Origin of the sequence: Duganella sp. HH101, assembly GCF_001758795.1 — a bacterium.
In the GTDB taxonomy this organism is placed as follows: domain Bacteria; phylum Pseudomonadota; class Gammaproteobacteria; order Burkholderiales; family Burkholderiaceae_D; genus Rugamonas; species Rugamonas rivuli.
This window is the reverse complement of the sequence record NZ_LRON01000005.1, coordinates 1-21,827: the sequence shown is the minus strand read 5'-3', so window position 1 is coordinate 21,827 and position 21,827 is coordinate 1. Positions and strand designations below refer to the sequence as shown.

The window sequence follows — 21,827 nt, the reverse complement described above, 5'->3', positions numbered from 1 at the left end:
ACCGAGAGGGTCAACATCATGAAATATCTTGCCATACTGGCGACCGCCGCCGTGGTACTGCTGAGCGGCTGCGCCACCACCATCCACAGCGACGTCACCGCCTTCAACGCCTGGCCGGCCGACATCCAGGACAAATCCTATGCGTTCGAAGCCCCGCAGGGCGCGGACGACACGCTGGAATACCGTAGTTATCAAGTGCTGGTCAGTAACGAACTGGGCAAGCTGGGCTTCCGCCAGGCCGGCGACGGCCAACAGCCGAAGTTACTCGTTAGCATGAAATTCAGCACCATCGACCATCCGGTGCGGGTGCTGGAGGCGGACGATCCCTTCATGGGCCCATATTGGGGTCCGGGCTACGGCCGTTACGGCTGGGGCGGCTGGGGCTATACGCGCTGGGGTTATCGCCCGTACTTCTACGATCCGTTCCGCTACTACGGCGGCCCGCTGGTGGTGGAAGAGCGCATCAAGCATGAATACCAGCGCCAGCTGCGCGTGACCATCAACGGCGCCGACGGCCGCAAGCTGTACGACGTGACGGTGCAGAACACCAGCCGCGTGCAAGCCACGCCGCACGTGATGCCGGCGCTGGTGCAGAGCGCCTTCACCGGCTTCCCCGGCCAGAGCGGCGTGCCGCGCAGGGTCGACCTGACGATCGATCCGAAGACGGACGCTGCCCAGGCACCGCCTAAAGCCGGTTAAGGATACGCTACCGCAAAAAAAAATGCGCCGGAAAAACCGGCGCATTTTCTTTTTACCCCGCCAATTACTTGGTGGCGATATGCACGGCTTCCTTCAGGTCGCCGACTTTCTCTTGCAGCTTGCCTTCAGCCTGCTTTTGCAGACCCTTGGCTTCCTGTTCAGGGCTGTCGATCAGATCGCCAACTTGCTCCTGGATTTTGCCGCCGATATCTTTCAGTTTGCCTTCAACTTGGTCTTTGTTCATGATGTAGCTCCGGTAGGGGCCCGAACTGAAATAGCTTGGGCATGGAGAACAGCATAGCGGCCCGCCTCGTTTGTCTCCGTACGCTTGCGTACATAAAGCCCACGCCGCCTATATGCCCGCGCTCCGCTTCCACAGCATCGGCAACACCCACCAGGCGCCAACGATCAACAACGCCATAATGGCTGCCATCACCGCCCCCACCGTGGCGCCGAACACTTCCGATATCACCAGGTCGGTGCCGAGCACCAGCGCGACAGCCAGCGCCAGCGCGCCGGCGACGATCTGCCGCGTCGCCATGCGCTTGAAGCGCGCGCGGTCCCTCAGCGGCCGCATCAGGCGATGCTGGATCGCGGGCGCGCTCAACAGCACCAGGCTGGTCAACGACAGGAAGAAGGTCGCCAGGAACAACAGCTTTTCCGCGTGCACGATCTGGGCGAAGCCGCCATTGAACGGCAGGATGATCAGGAAGGCCGACAGCATCTGCGCCCCCGGCAGCAGGATACGCATCTCGCTCAGCATGTCGGAAAAATCGCCGTCGTCCTGCTCACTCCCTGGCTCGGCGAGGTCTACGCTCATGGCAGCAGGATCGACGAGCCGGTGGTCTTGCGCGCTTCCAGCTCGGTGTGGGCCTGGGCCACGTCGGCCAATGCATAGCGCTGGCGGATGTCGATCTTGACCTCGCCGCTGGCGACCACGCCGAACAGCGATTTCGCCGCCGCTTCCAGGTCTTCGCGCTTGGCCATGTAGGACATCAGCGATGGCCGCGTGATGAACAGCGAGCCGCGGTTGGCCAGCTCACTCAGGCTGAACGGCGGCACCGGCCCCGATGCATTGCCGAAGCTGACCATCGTGCCCAGCGGCTGCAAGCAGTCCAGCGAACCCATGAAGGTGTCCTTCCCGATCGAGTCGTACACCGCCGACACGCCCTTGCCGCCGGTGATCTCCTTCACCCGTTCGGTGAAGTTTTCCTTGTTGTAGTTGATGACGTGGTGCGCGCCGTTCTCGGTGGCCAGCGCCGCCTTCTCTTCCGAGCCCACGGTGCCGATCAGCGTCACGCCCATCACCTTGGCCCACTGGCAGGCGATCAGCCCGACGCCACCGGCCGCCGCGTGGAACAGGATGGTGTCGCCGGCCTTCAGCGGCATCGTGCGGTGGAACAGGTACTGCACCGTCAGTCCTTGCAGCATCATCGCGGCCGCCGTGTCGAAGCCGATTTTTTCCGGCAGCACCAGCAGCTGCGCAGCCGGCATATTGCGCGCCTCGGCATAGGCGCCGATAGGCCGGCCGGCGTAGGCCACGCGGTCGCCCACCTGCACTTCGGTCACGCCCTCGCCCACCGCCTCGACCACGCCCGCGCCTTCCATGCCCAGGCCACCGGGCAGCGGCTGCGGATACAGGCCGGTGCGGAAGTAGACGTCGATGAAGTTCAGGCCTATCGCCTCATGGCGTACCTGCGCTTCGCCGGGACCGGGCGGGCCCAGTTCCACGTCCACCAGTTCCATCACTTCCGGGCCGCCTACGCGGTTGATGCGGATTGCCTTGGTCATGTCTGCCTCCAGTGTGCGGTGTGCTGAATTCGCTGTGCGAAGAGTGTAGCGCCGGTCAAGCCGCCGCGGCGCGCTGCTGCAATTGCGACAGCACCAGGTGCGCCGACGAGACGTTGGTGGCGCACGGCGTGTTGTGCACGTCGCAGGCGCGCACCAGGGCGTTGATGTCCGGTTCGTGCGGCTGCGGCGTCATCGGGTCGCGCAGGAAGATCACGCAATCGATCTCGCCTTCGACCAGCATGGAGCCGATCTGCAGGTCGCCGCCGAACGGGCCCGAATGCTTGCGGTCCACCGTCAGGCCCAGCTCATTGGCCAGGCGGCCGCCGGTGGTGCCGGTGGCGGTCAGCGTGCAGGTCGAGAGGAAGGCCTTGTATTCGCCGGCCAGCGCGATCATGTCGTCTTTTTTCTTGTCGTGGGCAATCAGGGCGATGCGGGTTTTCATGTTCTGATCCTATTTTTTTGACAGCAGATATATCCCGGCCAGCACCAGCACGGTGCCTCCCAACTGCCAGGAGGTGACAGGTTCGCCCAGCAACAGCGCACCCAGAAACAGTGTTGAAACGGGGCCGATCATACCAGCCTGCGAGGCGGTGCCGGGGCCGATGCGTTCGACGGCGGCCATGGTCATAAACACCGGCATCACCGTGCACAGGATGCCGTTGACCAGCGACAGGCCGTACACCGGCAACGGCTGGACCAGGCCGGACGCGGGCCGCAGCAGGAAGAACTGGCCGATGCAGGCCACGCTGGAGACGCACATCGCATACGACACCAGCCGCAGCGCGCCGAGCCGCTTGACCATCTCGCCCGACAGCAGCAGGTAGACGGCGTAGGCGGCGGCCGAACCTGTCACCAGCGTGGCGCCCAGCATCACGTTGCGGCTGCCGCTGTTAAGGTCGTGCAGGAAGACGAAGACGATGCCGCAGTAGGAGGTCAGCAGCGCCAGCCACTGCTTGCGGCTGATGTGGTGCTTGAGCAGCGTGGAGGAGATCAGCAGCACGAAGGTGGGCGTCAGGAACAGGATCAATCGTTCCAGGCCGACCGAGATGTATTGCAGGCCGAGGAAGTCGAGGAAGCTGGAGAGGTAGTAGCCGACCAGTCCGAGGCCGACGATGCGCCAGCGGTCGGCGCTGGAGAGCGGCGCTTCGGTGCGCATCTTCCACAGCGCGACGGCGGCGAACACCGGCAGCGAGAAGATCATGCGGAAGGCGATCAGGGTGACGGCGTCGATCTGGTAGCGGTACAGCAGCTTGGCCACCACCGCCTTGGTCGAAAACAGAACCGCCCCGCCGATGGCGATACCCAGGCCGCCCAGATAGGCGGCGCGCGCCGGCGCGCTGTCCGTGATGCTTTTGTCCATGCCGGAATTGTACGGGCAAACGGGCAACGCCGCTGGGCAGGCCGCCGCAGCCTCCATTTTCATATTGACACTTTTTTTTATTTGATAATACTATACCAACAAAACCTCTGCTTGCAGCGTCACCGACAATTGAAGGAAGCCATGCCTGAAATTAGCGACGAGAGACTGTACGACGAGATCCAATTGGCAAACCGGATCATTGCCGTGGTAAAAGAAGTACTGGGGCGAGTACCGCTCAATGTGCGCGGCGGCCTGGCGATCAATAACGTGGACGACATCAACCGCTTTGCGCTGGTCTGGTCCAACCGGGAGTTGACGCATGAAATGAGCGACGTCCATCGCCAGGCAAAATATGGCCATGCCGATCCCAACGCCGGCCGGGCCGGCATGGTGCGGGCGGCCTACCAGGCAGGCAATCCATTTCATCGGCCGAAAGTCGTCATGGCGGCGCTAGGCAATCTGGCGGTGGGGATGTGCCAGGACTATGCGGCCCTCACCTACGCGCTGCTGCGCGAATACCTGGGACCGGACCGCCACATCAGCTATATCTTCGAGTCGGGCATCACGCATTTCTTTTGCACCATCGGCGACTACGCGTTGCGGGCGTCCGACCCCAGCGTCATCATCGTCGATTCGTGGTACGAGCATGCCGACGCCGTGCTCTGGACCGACAGCCATCACCGCCACGCGCCCTATCAAGGCGACGTCATTTACTGCAAGCCCGGCAAGGGGCCTTCGATATTCCCCTTGTGCGCACTCACGGCGCGACAGCTGATACAGCGCGCGATGGATAAATACTACAGGAACCAGGTCACTGACGAACAGATACTCCGGCGCGACACGAGCTACCAGCAACGGGCCACCATGATGCAGGACCAGACCTTTTATAGTCGCATGCAGTACGGTAACTACTACACCAACGCACACAACAATGCGCGCGTCGTTTATACCTTTACTCCGCGCTGCTGCCGTTGCAACGCCGTCAAGCGCGGCGTGGTCGACAACAGCCACAAATGGCACCGCTGCGACCGATGCGCCGCCTACTACTGCTCGACCCATGGCGCCGAGCGGCCGCGCAGCGCCTGGTTTTCCGAGACGCGCACCTGCACCTGCGGGGGAGTCACCAGCTTATTCAATTGACTCAGCCAGTCCAGCCCCCCGCAGTCCGGATGAAGACCGGCCTCAGCTGATAGCGACTGCCGCCGCGCCAGCCGTCACGGTGGCGGTGGTCACGCGGGCTACCACGCTGGCCGGCGCGTTGCCGCCGACCAGCTTGTTGACCTGCTTGAACTGCGCCACCAGCTTGCCCGGGGTCAGCGTCACCAGCGTGAAGCCCTGCGCATCGGTGTTCAGATGCTTGATCCACGGGTTGTTGCCCAGGCCGGACAACTGCTGCGCCAGCGCCAGCAGCGAGGTGTTGAAATCGCTGTTGGCCTGCAAGCCGGCCAGCACCGCGCTGGTGGTCGGATCCAGCTGCGCTTCCGGCAAGCCCTTGGCGCCCAGCGCGCCGCGCACCTGCACCCGCACCTGCTCCAGCAGGCTGGCCAAGGTCGGCGCGGCCTTGCCCATGGTGTAGTCCAGCAGGTTGATCGAGATGCTCAGCGTGCCCAGGCCCGTGACCGGGATCGCCAGCGGGTAGGACACCAGCGCGGCGATGTCGCCCAGCGCCGTCGCGGCGTCGCGCAGGTAGCTGAAGAACGAGTCCGAACTGATGCCGGCCGAGACCAGGTCCACCATCACCGGCGTGCCGCCGCCGGTGGCGTCGAAGTCGTCGCTGACGGTGCCGGCGAAGAAGGCGTGGATGTCGCCGGTGATCGCCACCACGTTGCCGATGCTGTTGGTCTTCAGGTGCGCCATCAGCGCCTTGCGCTCGCTGTTGTAGCCGTCCCACTGGTCGCAGTTGAGCAGGAAGCGCGCGAAGAACGGCGCCAGCTGCGCCTTCTTGCCCGACGCGGCGACGAAGGCCGAATCAGCCTTCTTGGCCTGGATGTCCTGCTTGATGTAGCCGAAGGCGATGGTCTGCGCGCCGGCCGCCGCCAGCTGCGCCGGCGTGGCGGCAACGATGCCGCGATTGGCGTCGATGATCGCGTTCATGGTGGCGACGGCGATGCCGGCTTGCGCCGCGCCCAGGCCCGCCGCCACTGCGGCCGCGCCCTGCGCCGCCGCGTTGCCGCCGGTCGAGTAGCTGGTGAAGGCCGCTACCGCGCCGGCTTGCGCCACCGCCGGCGTGGCGCCCGCGGTCGCCGCGGCGACAATGGCGCCGGCCAGCGGGATGTTGCCCCCGGTCGCGGCGATGGTGCTGCCGATCGATGCGGCGATGGTCGGCACCGCGTTCAGCGCCAGCAGCGTGGCGATGGCGTCGACGCCGCTCAGGCCCATGCGCAGCAGCGATACTTCGTTGCCCCACAGTTTCCAGGTCGCGGTGGCGGTCTTCATCTTGTCCATCCACCACTGGCGCTGGGTAGAGCCCAGGATCGACACGGTGTCCAGCGGCGAGGCCAGGCCGATGGTGGTGGCGCCGGCCATCTTCTGCGCTTCCACGGTGTTGTACACGTCCTGCGGCACCAGGTAGCGCGAGCCGATGCGGCCCAGCGGCAGGCCGGTGGCCGGATTGACCGCCGATTCCGGAATCACGTGGTCGTTGCGGTACAGGCGCTCGTCGGTCATCACCAGCTGCATCAGCTTACCGAACTGGAAGTCGCGGTAGATCTTGATGTTCTGGAAGCTGGTGGTGGCGCTGTCGAGGTTGACGTCGGCCGGCATGTATTCGAACCACGCCTGGTTGGCGTTGCGGCGGCGGCCGGTCTGGTGCAGGTCCGAGCCGTCGGCATTGAAGGTGCCGTCGTAGGTCTGGGCGTCGCCCCAGGCATCGTCCGAGAACTCATGGTCGTCCCAGATGGCGATGAAGGCGAAGCGCTCATGCAGCGCCTGCAGGCGGGTATCGGTGCGGTACTTCTTGTACAGGTAGCGGTAGTCGGCCAGCGTGGTGGCGTACTTGGCGCCCGAGGTGCCGCTCTTGAAGGCGCCGTCCGGCAGCTTGAGCGCGTCGTGGCGCGATTCCACCGCGCCCAGCTGGAAGTCCTCGCCCACGGTTTCGTAGATGTAGTCGCCCAGGTGGACGATGAAGTCGAGGTTCTCGCCGGCGATGCTGCTCATCGCGCCCCAGTGGTTGACGCTCCAGTCCTGGCAGGTCATGTAGGCGAACTGCAGTTGCGAGACGTCGGCATCGGCGGCAGGCGCGGTCTTGCAGCGGCCGACGTTGGAACGCGTGTCGCCGGCGACGAACTGGTAGTAGTAGACGGTGTTGGGGTTCAGGCCCGTGACCTTGTGGCGCACGGTGTTGTCGAACTGCGACTGCAACGGCAGCTTGATGTCGACCACGGTGGCGCCGGTCAGCGCCGCGCTGCTGCCCAGGGCCGCGCCGTTGTCGGCGGCGGTCATCACCAGGCGGATCGCGCTGTCCGATGCGGTCGGCGCGGGGGCCACGCCGTCGGCCGCCGCCGGCACGGCGCGGGTCCACAGCATGATGCTGTCGTTGCGCGGGTCGCCGGAGGCTACGCTCTGCGGGAACTTCCAGGCGCCGCTGGCCAGCGGCAGATCGGTGGCGCTGCCATCGGCGGATGCGGAGCTGCCGCCACAGGCTGTCAGTCCGGCGCCCGAGGCCACCGATACCGTGATAAAGCTGCCGTACTTGAGAAACTGCCTTCTGTCCATGTCTGCTCCGCAATACCAGTGATGTTAAAAGATAAATCGTAGCAGGAGGATATGACAGGGGCCCTACAAAAAGTGGAGGAAGGCCTCTAGTGTGGACTTTACGCTAAACTGTTAACTTAGTTTAATTTCTACTTCTGCATTGCACTCTCAATTTTGAACCAACTGATCCCAGCTCCGCTGCTTGCAAAAGCCAAAAAAATCCTGGTCGTCACGCATATGGCGATCGGCGACTTCACTTACATGCAAATGTGTTTCAAGGCCTTGAAGCGCGCCCATCCTCATCTGGAAATCCACCTGTGGGTCGATGAGCGCCGGCGCTCGGCCAACCCGGCGGACTGGCCGCATTTGAAGAACTACTCGCTGTACGACTGGCTCGCCGCCAGCCCCTACATCGACGAGGTCTACGCCCAGAACTACAGCCCCGCCCTGCACGCGCAATCGATCGCCAAGGCCCAGCGCGAGGACTACCCGCTGGTCGTGTCGCTGACGCACATGGCTTGCCACCGCTATGCGCGGCTGACGCGGGAGATCAGCCCGCGCGGCTTCATCGTCGGCCTGAAAAAACAGAAATACCGTTTCTTCGAATTGTCCAAGAAGCTCAGCATCCTCAAATTCAACGCCACCATACCGCTGTACGAGTCGCAGGAACGCAATGTGCCGCACGTGAGCGACATCTACGCGCAATGGTTCACGCACGCCTTCGGCCTCGACATTCCCAAGGCCGACCGCTACCCGACCATCCACATCCCCGAGCAGTGGACCACCTACGCGCGCGCACAGTTCGCCGCCTGGGGGCTGCCATCAAAGGTGGTCTTCATCAATGTCTACTCCAAGGGCGAGGAGCGCTGCTGGCCGCTGGAGCGCGGATTCGAGCTGATCAGGGAGATGCGCAAGCACCCGCAATGGCGCGAGGCTGGCTTTGTTGTCAACGTTGTTCCGGAAGCACTGCAAGCCGCGCGCGCGCTGCATGCCAGCGCCGCGCCGCCCGACACCCACCTGTTCTCGGCGGAAGAGAGCTTCTTCCAGCTGCCGGCCGTGCTCGCCCTGTGCAACCTGATCATCACCGTCGAAACCGCCGTGATGCACCTGGCGAACGCCGTGCACGTGCCGGTGATCGCCCTGATGCGTCAGAACAACCCGGAATGGGTGCCTATCGATCAACAAAACAGCGCCGTCATCCTGGTCAAGGAAATGGACGCGTGGGTGACGAAAATCGAGCTGCCAGAGGTGATGGAAAAGGTTTTGAGTTGGCCCCTATGATAGAATACCGCCCTCACCGCACACCAATGACTTACCGCCGAAGGAAGATCGAACATGGCTGGACACAGCAAATGGGCCAACATCAAGCACAAAAAAGCAGCAACTGACGCGAAACGCGGCAAGATCTGGACGCGCCTGATCAAGGAGATCACCGTTGCTGCGCGCATGGGCGGCGGCGACCTGACCTCCAACCCGCGCCTGCGCCTGGCCGTGGACAAGGCGGCCGACGCCAATATGCCCAAGGATAACGTGCAGCGCGCGATCACCCGCGGCACCGGCGGCGAGGACGGCGCGGCCTACGAGGAAGTACGCTACGAAGGCTACGGCGTGGGCGGCGCGGCCGTCATCGTCGACTGCATGACCGACAACCGTGTGCGCACGGTGGCCGAAGTCCGCAACGCCTTCAACAAAAACGGCGGCAACATGGGCAACGAAGGCTCGGTCGCCTTCATGTTCAAGCACTGCGGCCAGTTCCTGTTCGCGCCCGGCACCAACGAGGACGCGCTGATGGAAGTGGCGCTGGAAGCCGGCGCCGAAGACGTGGTGGCCGATGAAGAAGGCGGCTTCGAAGTACTGTGCGGCCCGCACGACTTCGCCGCCGTCAAGGATGCGCTGGACGCCGCCGGCTTCAAGGCCGAAGTGGCCGAGATCATCATGAAGCCGGCCACCGAAACCGTGTTCACCGGCGATAACGCCGTCAAGATGCAAAAACTGCTGGACGCGTTGGAAGCCCTGGACGATGTCCAGGAAGTCTATTCCAACACGCTGATCGAAGACTGAGGAATTATGAAAATATTGGTAGTCGGCTCCGGCGGCCGTGAACATGCGCTGGCTTGGAAACTGGCGCAATCGGAACGCATCCAGATGGTGTATGTCGCTCCGGGCAACGGCGGCACGGCGCGTGATGCGCGCCTGGTCAACGTCAACATCACGGACCTGCATGAACTGGCGAACTTCGTCGAGCAAGAGCACATCAGCCTGACCGTGGTCGGCCCTGAGACGCCGCTGGCCGGCGGCATCGTCAACCTGTTCCGCGCGCGCGGCCTGAAGGTGTTCGGCCCGACCAAGGAAGCGGCCCAGCTGGAGTCGTCGAAAGACTTCGCCAAGGCCTTCATGCAGCGCCACGGCATCCCGACCGCCAAGTACCAGACCTTCTCGGACGTCGCGCAAGCGCACGCCTACATAGCCGCCAACGGCGCGCCGATCGTCATCAAGGCCGACGGCCTGGCCGCCGGCAAGGGCGTGGTGGTGGCGATGTCGCTGGAAGAAGCGCACCAGGCGGTCGACGACATGCTGGCCGATAACCGCTTCGGCGACGCCGGCGCCCGCATCGTCATCGAGGAATTCCTGGCCGGCGAAGAAGCGAGCTTCATCGTCATGTGCGACGGCAAGAACATCCTGCCGCTGGCCACCAGCCAGGACCACAAGCGCCTGAAGGACAACGACGAAGGCCCGAACACCGGCGGCATGGGCGCCTACTCCCCCGCCCCTATCGTCACGCCGGCCATGCACGCCCGCGTGATGCGCGAGATCATCAACCCCACCATCGCCGGCATGGCGAAGGACGGCATCGTCTTCACCGGCTTCCTGTACGCCGGCCTGATGATCGACGCCCAGGGCAATCCGCGCACGCTGGAATTCAACTGCCGCATGGGCGATCCCGAAACGCAGCCTATCATGTCGCGCCTGAAGACCGACCTGGTGGCGGTGATGGAACACGCCGTCAACGGCACGCTGGACCAGGTCGAGCTGGAATGGGACCGCCGCACCGCCGTTGGCGTGGTGCTGGCCGCCGCCGGCTATCCGGACGCGCCGCTCAAGGGCGCCGTGATCGAAGGCATCCCGGCAGAAACGCCGGAATCCGTGACCTTCCACGCCGGCACCGCCGAAGTGGGCGGCCAGCTGCAGGTCACGGGCGGCCGCGTGCTGTGCGTGGTCGGCCTGGGCGACAGCGTCAAGCTGGCGCAGAAGCAGGCTTACGAAACGGTCGACCAGATTTCGTTCGACGGCATGCAGTGCCGCCGCGATATCGGCTGGCGCGGCCTGAAGCATTAGGATAAGATGGCGTCCGTTCCGCATCCCGCAGCCGTCAAGGCCTACCTGCTCGATCTGCAAGAGCGCATCGTGCAGGCGCTGGAATCCGTCGACGGCCAGCCTTTCCTGCGCGACGCGTGGGACCGGCCCGAAGGCGGCGGCGGCATTTCGCGCCTGATCGAAGAAGGCAATGTCATCGAGCGCGGCGGCGTCAACTTCTCGCATGTGATGGGCGCGAAACTGCCGCCATCGGCGTCGGCGCACCGTCCTGACCTGGGCGGCCAGCCCTGGGAAGCGATGGGCGTGTCGCTGGTGATCCATCCGCGTAATCCGTATGCGCCGACGGTGCACATGAACGTGCGCTTCTTCACCACGACCACCGCCGACGGCGAACCGGCGTGGTGGTTCGGCGGCGGCATGGACCTGACGCCCTACTACGGCAACCAGCAGGACGTGAAGCACTTCCACCAGGTGTGCCATGATGCGCTGGCGCCGTTCGGCGACGAGCTGCATCCGCGCTTCAAGAAGTGGTGCGACGAATATTTTTACCTGAAACACCGCCAGGAAGCGCGCGGCGTCGGCGGCATTTTCTTCGACGACTACAACGAGGCGGGTTTCGACCAGAGCTTCGCCATGATGCGCAGCGCCGGCGACGCTTTCCTCAAGGCCTACCAGCCCATCCTGGAACGCCGCAAGGACACGCCGTACGGCGAACGCGAACGCGACTTCCAGGCTTACCGCCGCGGACGTTACGTCGAGTTCAACCTGGTGTTCGACCGCGGCACGCTGTTCGGCCTGCAATCGGGCGGCCGCACCGAGGCGATCCTGATGTCGATGCCGCCCATCGTCAAATGGCGCTATCGCTGGGAGCCCGAAGCGGGCAGCCCGGAAGCGGCGCTGTACAGCGACTTCCTGCCGCACCGCGACTGGCTCGCCGCGTGACGATGGCTTACCGCGTCGCACTGCTGGGAGGCAGCTACGATCCGGTGCACCATGGTCATGTCGCGTTGGGCGCGCATTTTGCGCACCTGCTGCAGGTCGACCAGTTGCGCGTGATCCCCGCCGGCCTGCCATGGCAGAAGTCCAACCTGAAGGCGACGCCCCAGCAGCGCGCCGAGATGGCGGCGCTGGCGTTTGCCGGCGCCGACTACGACGTCGTGGTCGATCTGCAGGAGATCGAACGCGCCGAACAGGGTCTGGCCACCTACACGATAGACACGCTGCGCCAGGTGCGCGCCGAACTGGGCCCGTCGGCCTCCATCGCTTTCCTGATGGGCGCCGACCAGCTGCAGCGGCTCGACACCTGGCATGAATGGCAGGCGCTGTTCGACTACGCCCATATCTGCGTAGCCGCCCGCCCTGGCTTTAACCTGGCCGCCGCCGGCCTTCCGCCGGCAGTGGCCGAGGCGTTTTCCCGCCGTTTGGGAACGCCTGAACAAATCCGCAACACGCCGCACGGTCTGACTTATCTGGCACAAGACTTCGCGGTGGATATCTCCGCCACCGAAATACGTGCGGCATTACAACGGGGGGATAGCGCAAACTCGCTTATCCCGCCGCTAGTGCTAGACTATATTGAACAACATAATCTATACAAAAGCTAAATGGACATCAAAAAACTGCAATCCCTCGTCGTTGACGCCCTCGAAGACGTCAAGGCCCAAGATATCGCCCTGTTCGATACCACCCACCTGACCAGCCTGTTCGACCGGATCGCCATCGCGTCCGGCACCTCCAACCGCCAGACCAAGGCGCTGGCCGCCTCGGTGCGCGACAAGGTCAAGGCCGCCGGCGGCGACGTCTACGGCATGGAAGGCGAGGACACCGGTGAATGGGTGCTGGTCGACCTGGGCGACATGATCGTCCACATCATGCAGGCGCCGATCCGCGCCTACTACCGCCTGGAAGAAATCTGGGGCGACAAGCCGGTCAAGCTGGGCGCCGCCAAGCGCAAGTCGACCAAGGAAGGCGAAGAAGCCGACGCACCGAAGAAAGTCAGCAGCCACCTGGCCGCCGGCAAGAAGGCCGTCGACGCTTCCCCGGTCATCGAGAAGAAAGCCCCGGCACGCAAGGCCGCAGCCGCCAAGCCGGCCGCCGCCAGCGCCGCCAAGAAGCCAGCCGCCAAGAAGGCCGCTGTGCCAGCCGGTAAAACCATCAAGGTCGGCAAGACCAAGTCCGCCGTCGCCGCCGCTGAAGTGCTGAAGTCCCTGCCGCCTAAGCGCAAGGTCGCCAAGCCTAAGGCCGACGAAGCGCCGGTCAAGACCGTCATCAAGCGTATCAAAAAAGTCGAAGAGTAATCGGGGATGCAGCTGATCATCGCTGCGGTCGGCCATAAAATGCCGGCCTGGATAGAAACGGGTTTCGCCGAATACGCGAAGCGCATGCCGCCTGAACTGAAGATCGTGCTGAAGGAAATCAAGCCGGTCGACCGTTCGGGCAGCAAGACCGCCGCCACCGCGATGGCGCTCGAACGCGAGCGCATCGAGGCGGCGCTGCCCAAATCCGTCCGCATCATCGCCCTCGACGAGCGCGGCAAGGACCTGACTTCGGTCGGTCTGTCGCAGCAGCTCGAAGCCTGGCAGCAGGATGGCCGCGACACGGCCTTCCTGATCGGCGGCGCCGACGGCCTCGATCCGGAGCTCAAGGCCCGGGCCGAAGGCTTGATACGCATTTCCAGCATGACGCTGCCGCATGGTATGGTGCGGGTCATGCTGGCGGAACAGCTGTACCGTGCCTGGTCGATTACCCAGAACCACCCGTATCACCGCGTTTAAAACAACATCACATGAAACCGGTCGACAAAAAGATTTACCTCGCTTCAAAAAGCCCGCGCCGGCGCGAACTGCTGCGCCAGGTGGGCATCGATTTCGAACTGCTGCTGCTGCGCAGCGACGGCCCGCGCGGCCCCGACGTCACCGAAGAGGTGCTGCCGGGCGAAGCGCCGCTGGACTATGTGTCCCGCGTGGCGCGTGAGAAAGCCGCGTTCGCGGCCGACCTGGTGGTCAAGCGCCGCATGGCGCCGCGCGCCGTGCTGGCGGCCGACACCACCGTCACCATCGACGGCGCCATCCTCGGCAAGCCGGCCACGCCCAACGAAGCCATCGCCATGCTGCAGCAGCTGTCCGGCCGCACACACCAGGTGCTGACCGCGATCGCCGTGCACTCGGCCGATTTCGCCGGCCAGGTCACGCAGGTGTCGGACGTGCGCTTCGGCGTGCTGTCGCCGGCCGCCATCGCCGCCTACTGCGCCACCTCGGAACCCTATGACAAGGCCGGCGGTTACGGCATCCAGGGTCCGGCCGCGCAGTTTATCGAACACATCACCGGCAGCCATTCGGGCATCATGGGCCTGCCGCTGTACGAGACCGCACAGCTGCTGCGGCAGGCGGGTTTGCCGCTGCCCTGAGCGGCGTGTATGATCGTCGTTCAGCCACAGCGATTACAGAAGCCGCAGTTTTCAAAAACCAGCGGCCCCTGAGACAAATGAACGAAGACATCCTGATCAACATCACCCCGCAAGAAACCCGGGTCGCCCTCATCCTGCAGGGCGCCGTGCAGGAGCTGCACATCGAACGCACGCTCACGCGCGGCCTGGCCGGCAACGTCTATTCGGGCAAGGTGGTGCGGGTGCTGCCGGGCATGCAGTCCGCTTTCATCGACATCGGCCTCGAACGCGCGGCCTTCCTGCACGTGGCCGACATCTGGGAAGCCCGTCCGCACGACGGCGGCCAGAACGCGGCGCCGACGCCCATTGAAAAAATCCTGTTCGACGGCCAGGTGCTGACGGTACAGGTGATCAAGGATCCGATCGGCACCAAGGGTGCGCGCCTGTCGACGCAGATCTCGATCGCCGGCCGCATGCTGGTCTACCTGCCGCAGGACACCCACATCGGCATCTCGCAAAAGATCGAAAAGGAATCGGAACGCGAAGCGCTGCGCGTGCGGCTGCAAAGCCTGCTGCCGGCCGAGGAAAAAGGCGGCTACATCGTGCGCACGCAAGCGGAAGAGGCTTCCGATTCCGACATCGCCGCCGACGTCGAATACCTGCGCAAGACCTGGGGCGCGATCCTGCACGGCGCCAAGACCAAGCCGGCCACCACGCTGCTGCACCAGGACTTGAGCCTGGCCCAGCGCGTGCTGCGCGACTTCGTGCACGACGACACCGCCACCATCCAGGTCGACTCGCGCGAGAACTATGTGAACCTGCAGGAATTCGGCCTGGCCTACACGCCGGGCGTGCTGCCGCGCCTGCAGCACTACACGGGCGAGCGGCCGTTGTTCGACCTGTACGGCGTGGAAGAGGAAATCCTGCGCGCGCTGGGCCGCCGCGTCGACTTGAAATCCGGCGGCTACCTGATCGTCGACCAGACCGAGGCGATGACCACCATCGACGTCAACACCGGCGGTTTCGTCGGCGGTCGCAACTTCGCCGACACCATCTTCAAGACCAACCTGGAGGCGGCGCACGCCATCGCCCGCCAGCTGCGGCTGCGCAACCTGGGCGGCATCATCATCCTCGACTTCATCGACATGGAAAACACCGAGCACCGCAACGCCGTGCTGCAGGAGTTGAAGAAGACGCTGTCGCGCGACCGCACCAAGGTGTCGGTGTCGGGCTTCTCGGCGCTGGGGCTGGTGGAGATGACGCGCAAGCGCACCCGCGAATCGCTGGCGCACATTTTGTGCGAACCTTGCCCGGCCTGCGCCGGCAAGGGCCAGGTCAAGACCTCGCGCACCATCTGCTACGAAATCCTGCGCGAACTGCTGCGCGAAGCCAAGCAGTTCAACCCGCGCGAGTTCCGCATCCTCGCCTCGCAGGAGGTGGTGGACATGTTCCTCGAAGAGGAATCGCAGCACCTGGCGATGCTGGGCGATTTCATCGGCAAGAAAATCTCGCTGCAGGTGGAAACCGCGTATCACCAGGAACAGTACGACGTCATCCTGATGTGAACATCAATACAGCGGGGAAGTAAGTGAGTAACGAGTCTTACCGATATTTGCAAATTAAAAATGATAAACGGCTCTGCGTTAAACGCCACCCCGATCAACGGTGGCGTGACCGAACTTACTATTGCTCAGGTTTGTGACTTCGCGAGATCGCGAGTCCAACCTGAGGTCCATGCCGACATTAGTGAAAATGTGCGGCTTGCATCCATCGACAAACATGCACTGGACGTGGCCAAAGCTTGGCGTAAAAAATACATTGCTCCCGCAATACAAAATCGAGAACCAGGTTGGAAGTGGGAAGACGAATACTATAAAAATGCACGTCGTGAAGGCGCTCAGCAAACAAATGCCTACGGTTGAACCGGACAGTGACTTGTTGCAAATTGAGCAGGAGGACGACTAATGAAGGACAATAAAGTTAGAGTCAAGAAAGTAGTTGAGAGTAAGACTGGCCGTGTGTATTCGGTAAACGTGGCTCGCATGGATCAGTATTTGACCCAAACCCGGGAAGCATTCAAAGAGCGGGTAAAACTAACCCATCAGACTCGTGGGGAATTTGCCGGCGTGCTTGCGGGTACGGTTTCCAAATCTCGAACTACAAAGTAATACAGACTCACAAAAAGCCAGCGCTACCGTGCTGGCTTTTTCACAGTATCTTTAAGGCCTGCGGCGCGGCTACCGGATCGGCGCGACGGTGATGACGGTGCGGCTCAGGTCGATGCCGCGGATCTGCACCGAGCCGAAGTTGGCGCTGTCGTTGACGCCGGTGCGGATATTCTGCAAATCGAGCTCGCCTATCGACGCCGGCAGCGCCAGGTTGACCGAGCCGTCCGCGTTCATGCGCGGCGCGCTGCCGTTCGGCCCGTACACCACGTCGCGCGCCGTCACGTCGGCGTTCAATACGCCCAGTAGCGGAAACAGCGCCGTGCCCATCTCGGCGGATTTGGCGTCGGCGCCGCCCAGGCCGCCGAACAGGCCGTGCAAAGGGAACAGGCCGCGATGCAGCGGGCGTGGCGGCGGGCGCATCGCCGGCGCCGGGATCGGCGTCGAGACGCCGCGCAACTCGGCGTCGTTCAGCGCGCGCAGCCTGGCCACCGCGTCATCGCCATGCGCCGACGACAGCGCGCCGAACAGCGTCATACTGGAGAAAATCCGTGTGAGGTTCATAGGTCTCTGAGCTTGAGTGCAGCCATGACCTCATGCTAGCACCGTCCGCCGTGGCAGTGTGCCTTTGCAGACTGACCCCAGCGGCCAATCGGCGATCAGGCTGCGCTGTCGCGATCGCTGACCACAACCAGCACCTGCGCCTCGCTGCCGTCCAGGCTGCGGATGCGGTGCGGGAGGACGGCGTTGAAGTAGAGCGAATCGCCGGCCTCCAGCTGCACCAGCTGATCGGGGAATTCGATTTCAATCCGGCCCTGGTGGACGAACAGCAGTTCCTCCCCTTCGTGCTCCTTGAACGCCGACGCCACGAAATCCAGCGGCGGCCGCAGCATGAAGGGCAACATCTGCTTCGGCGCCAGATTGGCCGCGATGCTTTCCACCGCCCGCCCGCCGCCATCCATCGGCGCCCGTTCGGCGGCACGGGTGATGCTGACCAACTCCTGGTTGCGGCGGTCGGACACCAGCTCTTCCACGCTCACCTGCAGGGCCTTGGCCAGCTTCAAGGCCACCGCGATCGACGGCACGCTGATGCCGCGCTCTATCTTCGACAGATAACTCTTGGTCAGCCCGGTCTGCTCCGCCAGGAACTCCAGCGTCCATCCTTTTTGTTTTCTCAGTAGTTTCAGGCGAATAGTCATAGGCGCTCGGTTCATGGATAAAAATAATTGTACCGCATGACACTTTGTGTCCTATAATTCACTTAGTGTCATTTACTCACCAAGGAGGCCACACGATGAATACCCTGGAAATGTCCAAGGCGGATTTGATTACGCTGGCGCAGCAGCGGCTGGAGCGCGAGGTCCAGCCCGGCGCATGGAGCGAACGCCAGAAACTGGCGCTGACTTGCCGCATCCTGTACGACGGCGGCCACGATTCCGGCCTGGCCGGACAGATCACTTGCCGCACCGGCCAGCCGGGCCGCTTTTACACCCAGCAGCTGGGCTATGGCTTCGACGAGATCAGCGCCGCCAGCCTGATCGAAGTCGACCAGGACCTGCAGGTGGTGAACGGCCAGGGCATCCCCAATCCGGCCAACCGCTTCCACACCTGGATCTACCGCCAGCGCCCGGACGTGAACTGCATCATCCACACCCACCCGCTGCATGTGGCCGCGCTGTCGATGCTGGAAACGCCGCTGCAGATCTCGCACATGGACACCTGCCCGCTGTTCGACGACTGCGCCTTCCTGGCGCACTGGCCGGGCGTCCCGGTCGGCAACGAGGAAGGTGAAATCATCGCCGGCGCGCTGGGCGCCAAGCGCGCCATCCTGCTGGCCCACCACGGCCAGCTGGTGGTCGGCGCGACCATCGAGGAAGCCTGCATGCTGGCCATCCTGATCGAGCGCGCCGCGCGGCTGCAGCTGCTGGCCATGGCCGCCGGCGCCATCCAGCCGCTGCCGCCCCGGCTGGCGGCCGAGGCGCACGACTGGATTTCCAGCGCCAGGCGCGACCAGGTGACGTTCGCCTACTACGCCCGCCGCGCATTGCGCACCCATCAAGACTGTCTGACCTAACCCTTACAGGAGCTCTCCATGACCACTGCATTCAAAGGCGTCATCGCCTATCCCGTCACGCCGTTCACCCGGGACGACCGCGTCGACCTGCCGACGCTGGCGCGCCTGATCGACGACCTGGTCGGACAAGGCGTGCACGGCATCGCGCCGCTGGGCAGCACCGGCGAAAGCGCCTACCTCGACGACAAGGAATGGGACGCGGTGGCGCACGCCTCGCTGCAGGCGGTGAACCGGCGCCTGCCCACCGTGGTCAGCATTTCCGACCTGACCACGCGCGGCGCGGTCCGGCGCGCACGCTACGCCAGCCAAGCCGGCGCCGACGCGCTGATGGTGCTGCCGGTGTCGTACTGGAAGCTGACGCCGGATGAAATCGTCAGGCACTACGCCACCATCGGCGACGCCGTCGATATCCCCATCATGTTGTACAACAATCCCGCCACCAGCGGCATCGACCTGGCGCCGGAACTGATCGCCCGCATATGCCGCGAGGTGCCGGCGGTGACGATGGTGAAGGAAAGCACCGGCGACATCCAGCGCATGCACCGCCTGGCGCAATTGACCGAGGGCAGCGTGCCTTTCTTCAACGGCAGCAATCCGCTGGCGCTGGCGGCGCTGGCGGCCGGCGCCAGCGGCTGGTGCACCGCCGCGCCCAACCTGCAGGCGCAGCTGCCGCTGGCGCTGTACGAGGCGGTGGCGGCCGGCGACCTGGCGACGGCGCGCGCGCTGTTCTACCGCCAGTTGCCGCTGCTGCAGTTCATCGTCAAGTGCGGCTTGCCGACCACCATCAAGGCCGGACTGCGCCTGCGCGGCTTCGACGCCGGCGTGCCGCGCGCGCCGCTGCAGCCGTTGACGGCGGCCGACACCGATGTCCTGGCCGGCATCCTGGCCACGCTGGACGCCGGCATGCGCTGACCGCCCGCCGCTGTCTTGCCGCCGCCACAGGGCGGCGGATTCCGGCCGCGCGCCCCTTGTGTCGTGATAGCATAATTATAATATTCAACGCACACGGAGGCGACATGGCTGCACGGCACTACCTGGCGGTACTCGGATTGATATTGGCGGCGCCGTGCGCGCTGGCGGACGGCCACAGTCCGGTGGCGGCGCCCGCGCCCGCCGTCGGCGATTCGTGGACCTATCAATACACCGATGTGTGGAAAGGCGCCAAGGGCAACCTCAACCGCATGGAAGTGACCGGCGTCGACGCCACCGGCGTGCATGTCGACATCAAGCGCGCGGCCAGCGGCGCGCTGCTGACCAGGCAGCTGTTCAGCGCCGAGATGAATCCCATCGACCGCGGCGCCATGCATTTCGCGCCGTCGTTCGCGCGCTACGCCTTCCCGCTGGAGCCCGGCAAGGAATGGACCACCGACGCCACCGCCGACAATCCCAAGTCCGGCAAGCACTGGCGCTACCGCATCAAGGGCAAGGTGCTGAACTGGGAAAAGATCACGGTGGCGGCCGGCGAGTTCGAGGCGCTGAAGGTCGAGGTGCAGGCGCTGTACAACGGCGAGGAGCCCAACAGCCCCGGCGGCAGCGGCCAGCTGACCGAGACGCTGTGGTTCGCGCCGGCGGTGAACAACTTCGTCAAGCTCGACTACCGGGACACCGACTGGAACGGCCGCATCTTCAACCGCGACAGCTGGGAGTTGACCGCCTTCGTGCGCAAATAAAGCGCTGGCCGCTGTGCGGCCGCCTCCCGAAAGGTGCTAGAGTAATCGACTGCCGGTTCCTGGTCACGGCCTTTCACCATGCAATTCGGGAGGGTTACAATATGCGATTTTCAGACTTCGGCATCAGCCGCAAACTGTATCTGGGATTCGGCGCGGTCGTGCTGATCCTGGCCGTGCTGCTGGGCGCGGCCTACACCAATTTCTCGCGCCTGGCCCAGGCCAACGGCTGGAACAACCACACCCACGCGGTGATGGCGCAAGCCCAGAACATCCTGGAAAGCCTGCTCAATATGGAGACCGGCGAACGCGGCTTCGCGCTGACCGGCGACGACGCTGCGCTGGCGCCGCTCAAGGCCGGCCAGGAAGCGTTCCGCGCCCACGTCGACCAGGCGCGCCAGCTGACCGCCGACAATCCCGCCCAGCAGGAACGGCTGCAAAAACTCGTGCAAGCCCAGCAGGCATGGTTCACCCAGGCGGTGCAGCCGGTGCTCGATCTGCGGCGCAAGGCCAACGACGGCGCCAGCATCGACCCGGTGCTGGCGCTCGAGCGCGAGGGGCGCGGGCGCCAGGGCATGGATGCGATGCGCGCGCTGCTCAAGCAAATCAGCGACGCCGAGGAAGTGCTGCTGGTGCAGCGCGCCGCCGACGCCGATTCGCTGCAGGCGCTGACCGCCAACACGCTGGTGTTCGGCGGCCTGCTGACCATCGCGCTGGCCGCCACGCTGGCGTGGGTGCTCAGCCGCAGCATCGTGCGGCCGCTGGCGCGCGCCGTGCGCATCGCCCGCACCGTCGCCGCCGGCGATCTCAGCACCCGCTTCGAGGCCAACTCGCGCGACGAGACCGGCCAGATGCTGCAGGCGCTGGGCGACATGAACCAGAGCCTGGTCAACATCGTCGGCGAGGTGCGGCGCGGCACCACCACCATCGCCAGCGCCAGCACCGAGATCGCGCGCGGCAACCAGGACCTGTCGTCGCGCACCGAGCAGCAGGCCAGCTCGCTGGAGGAAACCGCGTCGTCGATGGAGGAACTGACCGGCACCGTCAAGCAGAACGCCGACAGCGCGCGCCACGCCAACGAGCTGGCCGCGTCCGCGTCCGCGGTGGCGACCAAGGGCGGCGCCGTGGTGGCGCAGGTGGTCGACACCATGAACGCGATCAGCGCGGCGTCGAAGAATATCGCCGACATCATCGGCGTGATCGACGGCATCGCGTTCCAGACCAACATCCTGGCCTTGAACGCGGCGGTGGAAGCGGCGCGCGCGGGCGAACAGGGGCGCGGCTTCGCGGTGGTGGCCACCGAGGTGCGCAACCTGGCGCAGCGCTCGGCGGCGGCGGCCAGGGAAATCAAGGAACTGATCGGCGACTCGGTCGACAAGGTCGACGCCGGCAGCAGGCTGGTGGCGCAGGCCGGCAGCACCATGAACGAGATCGTCGACAGCGTGAAGCGCGTGACCGACATCATGCAGCAGATCGCCTCGGCCAGCGAACAGCAGATCGCCGGCATCGAGCAGATCAACCAAGCGATCAGCCAGATGGACACCGTCACCCAGCAGAACGCCGCCGAAGCGCTGCAGGACCAGGCGGCCAGCCAGGCGCAGGTGGTCAGCGTGTTCAAGCTCGATGCCGGCGATCTGCTGTTCGCTGGCCGAGGCGATCTGCTGCATGATGTCGGTCA

Annotated in this window: 24 protein-coding genes; 16 read left to right on the top strand and 8 right to left on the bottom strand. The window is 64.4% G+C overall.

Annotated elements, in window-relative coordinates; translation table 11 throughout:
* Nucleotides 1–18: 18 nt before the first annotated feature.
* Entirely contained in the window at nt 19–699 is a 681-nt protein-coding gene (locus DUGA2_RS09715; protein WP_070269115.1) for a DUF4136 domain-containing protein, read from the top strand.
* A gap of 64 nt (nt 700–763) precedes the next feature.
* On the opposite strand, the gene DUGA2_RS09710 is transcribed toward DUGA2_RS09715, so the two are convergent.
* From DUGA2_RS09710 to DUGA2_RS09690, 5 genes are all read right to left on the bottom strand, one after another.
* Nucleotides 764–943: a CsbD family protein gene (locus DUGA2_RS09710; protein ID WP_008451747.1), complete on the bottom strand. Its 180-nt coding sequence runs from the start codon at nt 941–943 to the stop codon at nt 764–766.
* A 108-nt stretch (nt 944–1,051) separates the two neighbouring features.
* Nucleotides 1,052–1,519, bottom strand: coding sequence for a DUF6328 family protein (locus DUGA2_RS09705; protein WP_070269114.1), 468 nt, complete (start codon nt 1,517–1,519; stop codon nt 1,052–1,054).
* Entirely contained in the window at nt 1,516–2,490 is a 975-nt protein-coding gene (locus DUGA2_RS09700) for a quinone oxidoreductase (protein WP_070269113.1), read from the bottom strand. The genes DUGA2_RS09705 and DUGA2_RS09700 overlap by 4 nt, the downstream gene beginning before the upstream one ends.
* Before the next feature lie 55 nt (nt 2,491–2,545).
* Nucleotides 2,546–2,932 carry a methylglyoxal synthase gene (locus DUGA2_RS09695; protein WP_008451757.1) on the bottom strand — a complete coding sequence of 129 codons (387 nt, stop codon included), beginning with the start codon at nt 2,930–2,932 and terminating at the stop codon, nt 2,546–2,548.
* Between the two features lie 9 nt (nt 2,933–2,941).
* On the bottom strand, nt 2,942–3,850 hold the full coding sequence (locus DUGA2_RS09690) for a DMT family transporter (protein WP_070269112.1): 909 nt from the start codon (nt 3,848–3,850) through the stop codon (nt 2,942–2,944).
* 204 nt (nt 3,851–4,054) lie between these two features.
* Here DUGA2_RS09690 and DUGA2_RS09685 point away from each other — a divergent pair, with 204 nt between their 5' ends.
* Nucleotides 4,055–4,990, top strand: a complete 936-nt coding sequence (locus DUGA2_RS09685) for a hypothetical protein (RefSeq protein WP_168167774.1) — start codon at nt 4,055–4,057, stop codon at nt 4,988–4,990.
* Nucleotides 4,991–5,032: 42 nt separating this feature from the next.
* Here the strand turns inward: DUGA2_RS09685 and DUGA2_RS09680 are convergent, their stop codons facing one another.
* Entirely contained in the window at nt 5,033–7,564 is a 2,532-nt protein-coding gene (locus tag DUGA2_RS09680; RefSeq protein WP_070269110.1) for an alkaline phosphatase, read from the bottom strand.
* Nucleotides 7,565–7,717: 153 nt separating this feature from the next.
* On the opposite strand from DUGA2_RS09680, the gene DUGA2_RS09675 reads away from it, so the two are divergent.
* The 10 genes from DUGA2_RS09675 to DUGA2_RS33385 all read left to right on the top strand — a co-directional run bounded on the left by DUGA2_RS09675 (nt 7,718) and on the right by DUGA2_RS33385 (nt 16,165).
* Nucleotides 7,718–8,824: a glycosyltransferase family 9 protein gene (locus DUGA2_RS09675; RefSeq protein WP_229214652.1), complete on the top strand. Its 1,107-nt coding sequence runs from the start codon at nt 7,718–7,720 to the stop codon at nt 8,822–8,824.
* 54 nt (nt 8,825–8,878) lie between these two features.
* Complete coding sequence (locus DUGA2_RS09670; protein ID WP_008451763.1) at nt 8,879–9,604, top strand: YebC/PmpR family DNA-binding transcriptional regulator; 726 nt, start codon at nt 8,879–8,881, stop codon at nt 9,602–9,604.
* Between the two features lie 6 nt (nt 9,605–9,610).
* The gene (purD, locus tag DUGA2_RS09665; RefSeq protein ID WP_070269108.1) at nt 9,611–10,879 is read left to right on the top strand and encodes a phosphoribosylamine--glycine ligase; all 1,269 of its coding nucleotides are present in this window, start codon (nt 9,611–9,613) and stop codon (nt 10,877–10,879) included.
* Between the two features lie 6 nt (nt 10,880–10,885).
* Nucleotides 10,886–11,800: an oxygen-dependent coproporphyrinogen oxidase gene (gene hemF / locus DUGA2_RS09660; protein ID WP_070269107.1), complete on the top strand. Its 915-nt coding sequence runs from the start codon at nt 10,886–10,888 to the stop codon at nt 11,798–11,800.
* 2 nt (nt 11,801–11,802) lie between these two features.
* Nucleotides 11,803–12,462, top strand: a complete 660-nt coding sequence (locus DUGA2_RS09655) for a nicotinate-nucleotide adenylyltransferase (protein WP_070269106.1) — start codon at nt 11,803–11,805, stop codon at nt 12,460–12,462.
* Nucleotides 12,463–13,155 (top strand): ribosome silencing factor, encoded by a 693-nt coding sequence (gene rsfS, locus DUGA2_RS09650; RefSeq protein WP_070269105.1) that lies wholly within the window; start codon nt 12,463–12,465, stop codon nt 13,153–13,155.
* Nucleotides 13,156–13,161: 6 nt separating this feature from the next.
* Nucleotides 13,162–13,632: a 23S rRNA (pseudouridine(1915)-N(3))-methyltransferase RlmH gene (rlmH, locus tag DUGA2_RS09645; protein WP_008451768.1), complete on the top strand. Its 471-nt coding sequence runs from the start codon at nt 13,162–13,164 to the stop codon at nt 13,630–13,632.
* A gap of 11 nt (nt 13,633–13,643) precedes the next feature.
* Nucleotides 13,644–14,264 carry a nucleoside triphosphate pyrophosphatase gene (locus DUGA2_RS09640; protein ID WP_070269104.1) on the top strand — a complete coding sequence of 207 codons (621 nt, stop codon included), beginning with the start codon at nt 13,644–13,646 and terminating at the stop codon, nt 14,262–14,264.
* 77 nt (nt 14,265–14,341) lie between these two features.
* A complete protein-coding gene (gene rng, locus DUGA2_RS09635; RefSeq protein WP_070269103.1) occupies nt 14,342–15,808 on the top strand; it encodes a ribonuclease G in 1,467 nt (488 codons plus the stop codon).
* Nucleotides 15,809–15,868: 60 nt separating this feature from the next.
* A complete protein-coding gene (locus tag DUGA2_RS33385; protein WP_141753221.1) occupies nt 15,869–16,165 on the top strand; it encodes a hypothetical protein in 297 nt (98 codons plus the stop codon).
* Between the two features lie 315 nt (nt 16,166–16,480).
* Here the strand turns inward: DUGA2_RS33385 and DUGA2_RS09625 are convergent, their stop codons facing one another.
* Together DUGA2_RS09625 and DUGA2_RS09620 are read right to left on the bottom strand one after the other, a co-directional pair.
* Nucleotides 16,481–16,972 carry a hypothetical protein gene (locus DUGA2_RS09625; protein ID WP_070269101.1) on the bottom strand — a complete coding sequence of 164 codons (492 nt, stop codon included), beginning with the start codon at nt 16,970–16,972 and terminating at the stop codon, nt 16,481–16,483.
* A 95-nt stretch (nt 16,973–17,067) separates the two neighbouring features.
* On the bottom strand, nt 17,068–17,607 hold the full coding sequence (locus DUGA2_RS09620) for a helix-turn-helix domain-containing protein (RefSeq protein WP_070269100.1): 540 nt from the start codon (nt 17,605–17,607) through the stop codon (nt 17,068–17,070).
* A 95-nt stretch (nt 17,608–17,702) separates the two neighbouring features.
* Here DUGA2_RS09620 and DUGA2_RS09615 point away from each other — a divergent pair, with 95 nt between their 5' ends.
* The 4 genes from DUGA2_RS09615 to DUGA2_RS09600 all read left to right on the top strand — a co-directional run.
* Nucleotides 17,703–18,482, top strand: coding sequence for an aldolase (locus DUGA2_RS09615; RefSeq protein ID WP_070269099.1), 780 nt, complete (start codon nt 17,703–17,705; stop codon nt 18,480–18,482).
* A gap of 18 nt (nt 18,483–18,500) precedes the next feature.
* Complete coding sequence (locus DUGA2_RS09610; protein ID WP_070269098.1) at nt 18,501–19,394, top strand: dihydrodipicolinate synthase family protein; 894 nt, start codon at nt 18,501–18,503, stop codon at nt 19,392–19,394.
* Between the two features lie 104 nt (nt 19,395–19,498).
* Nucleotides 19,499–20,152, top strand: a complete 654-nt coding sequence (locus tag DUGA2_RS09605; RefSeq protein WP_070269097.1) for a hypothetical protein — start codon at nt 19,499–19,501, stop codon at nt 20,150–20,152.
* Nucleotides 20,153–20,253: 101 nt separating this feature from the next.
* Nucleotides 20,254–21,827: methyl-accepting chemotaxis protein (locus DUGA2_RS09600; protein WP_070269096.1), on the top strand; the 1,574-nt coding region annotated here is incomplete at its 3' end.

Coding starts and splice junctions, on each gene's coding strand:
- DUGA2_RS09715 (WP_070269115.1), top strand. CDS start 19: ATGAAATATCTTGCCATACTGGCGACCGCCGCCGTGGTACTGCTGAGC.
- DUGA2_RS09710 (WP_008451747.1), bottom strand. CDS start 943: ATGAACAAAGACCAAGTTGAAGGCAAACTGAAAGATATCGGCGGCAAA.
- DUGA2_RS09705 (WP_070269114.1), bottom strand. CDS start 1,519: ATGAGCGTAGACCTCGCCGAGCCAGGGAGTGAGCAGGACGACGGCGAT.
- DUGA2_RS09700 (WP_070269113.1), bottom strand. CDS start 2,490: ATGACCAAGGCAATCCGCATCAACCGCGTAGGCGGCCCGGAAGTGATG.
- DUGA2_RS09695 (WP_008451757.1), bottom strand. CDS start 2,932: ATGAAAACCCGCATCGCCCTGATTGCCCACGACAAGAAAAAAGACGAC.
- DUGA2_RS09690 (WP_070269112.1), bottom strand. CDS start 3,850: ATGGACAAAAGCATCACGGACAGCGCGCCGGCGCGCGCCGCCTATCTG.
- DUGA2_RS09680 (WP_070269110.1), bottom strand. CDS start 7,564: ATGGACAGAAGGCAGTTTCTCAAGTACGGCAGCTTTATCACGGTATCG.
- DUGA2_RS09670 (WP_008451763.1), top strand. CDS start 8,879: ATGGCTGGACACAGCAAATGGGCCAACATCAAGCACAAAAAAGCAGCA.
- purD (WP_070269108.1), top strand. CDS start 9,611: ATGAAAATATTGGTAGTCGGCTCCGGCGGCCGTGAACATGCGCTGGCT.
- hemF (WP_070269107.1), top strand. CDS start 10,886: ATGGCGTCCGTTCCGCATCCCGCAGCCGTCAAGGCCTACCTGCTCGAT.
- DUGA2_RS09655 (WP_070269106.1), top strand. CDS start 11,803: ATGGCTTACCGCGTCGCACTGCTGGGAGGCAGCTACGATCCGGTGCAC.
- rsfS (WP_070269105.1), top strand. CDS start 12,463: ATGGACATCAAAAAACTGCAATCCCTCGTCGTTGACGCCCTCGAAGAC.
- rlmH (WP_008451768.1), top strand. CDS start 13,162: ATGCAGCTGATCATCGCTGCGGTCGGCCATAAAATGCCGGCCTGGATA.
- DUGA2_RS09640 (WP_070269104.1), top strand. CDS start 13,644: ATGAAACCGGTCGACAAAAAGATTTACCTCGCTTCAAAAAGCCCGCGC.
- rng (WP_070269103.1), top strand. CDS start 14,342: ATGAACGAAGACATCCTGATCAACATCACCCCGCAAGAAACCCGGGTC.
- DUGA2_RS33385 (WP_141753221.1), top strand. CDS start 15,869: ATGATAAACGGCTCTGCGTTAAACGCCACCCCGATCAACGGTGGCGTG.
- DUGA2_RS09625 (WP_070269101.1), bottom strand. CDS start 16,972: ATGAACCTCACACGGATTTTCTCCAGTATGACGCTGTTCGGCGCGCTG.
- DUGA2_RS09620 (WP_070269100.1), bottom strand. CDS start 17,607: ATGACTATTCGCCTGAAACTACTGAGAAAACAAAAAGGATGGACGCTG.
- DUGA2_RS09615 (WP_070269099.1), top strand. CDS start 17,703: ATGAATACCCTGGAAATGTCCAAGGCGGATTTGATTACGCTGGCGCAG.
- DUGA2_RS09610 (WP_070269098.1), top strand. CDS start 18,501: ATGACCACTGCATTCAAAGGCGTCATCGCCTATCCCGTCACGCCGTTC.
- DUGA2_RS09605 (WP_070269097.1), top strand. CDS start 19,499: ATGGCTGCACGGCACTACCTGGCGGTACTCGGATTGATATTGGCGGCG.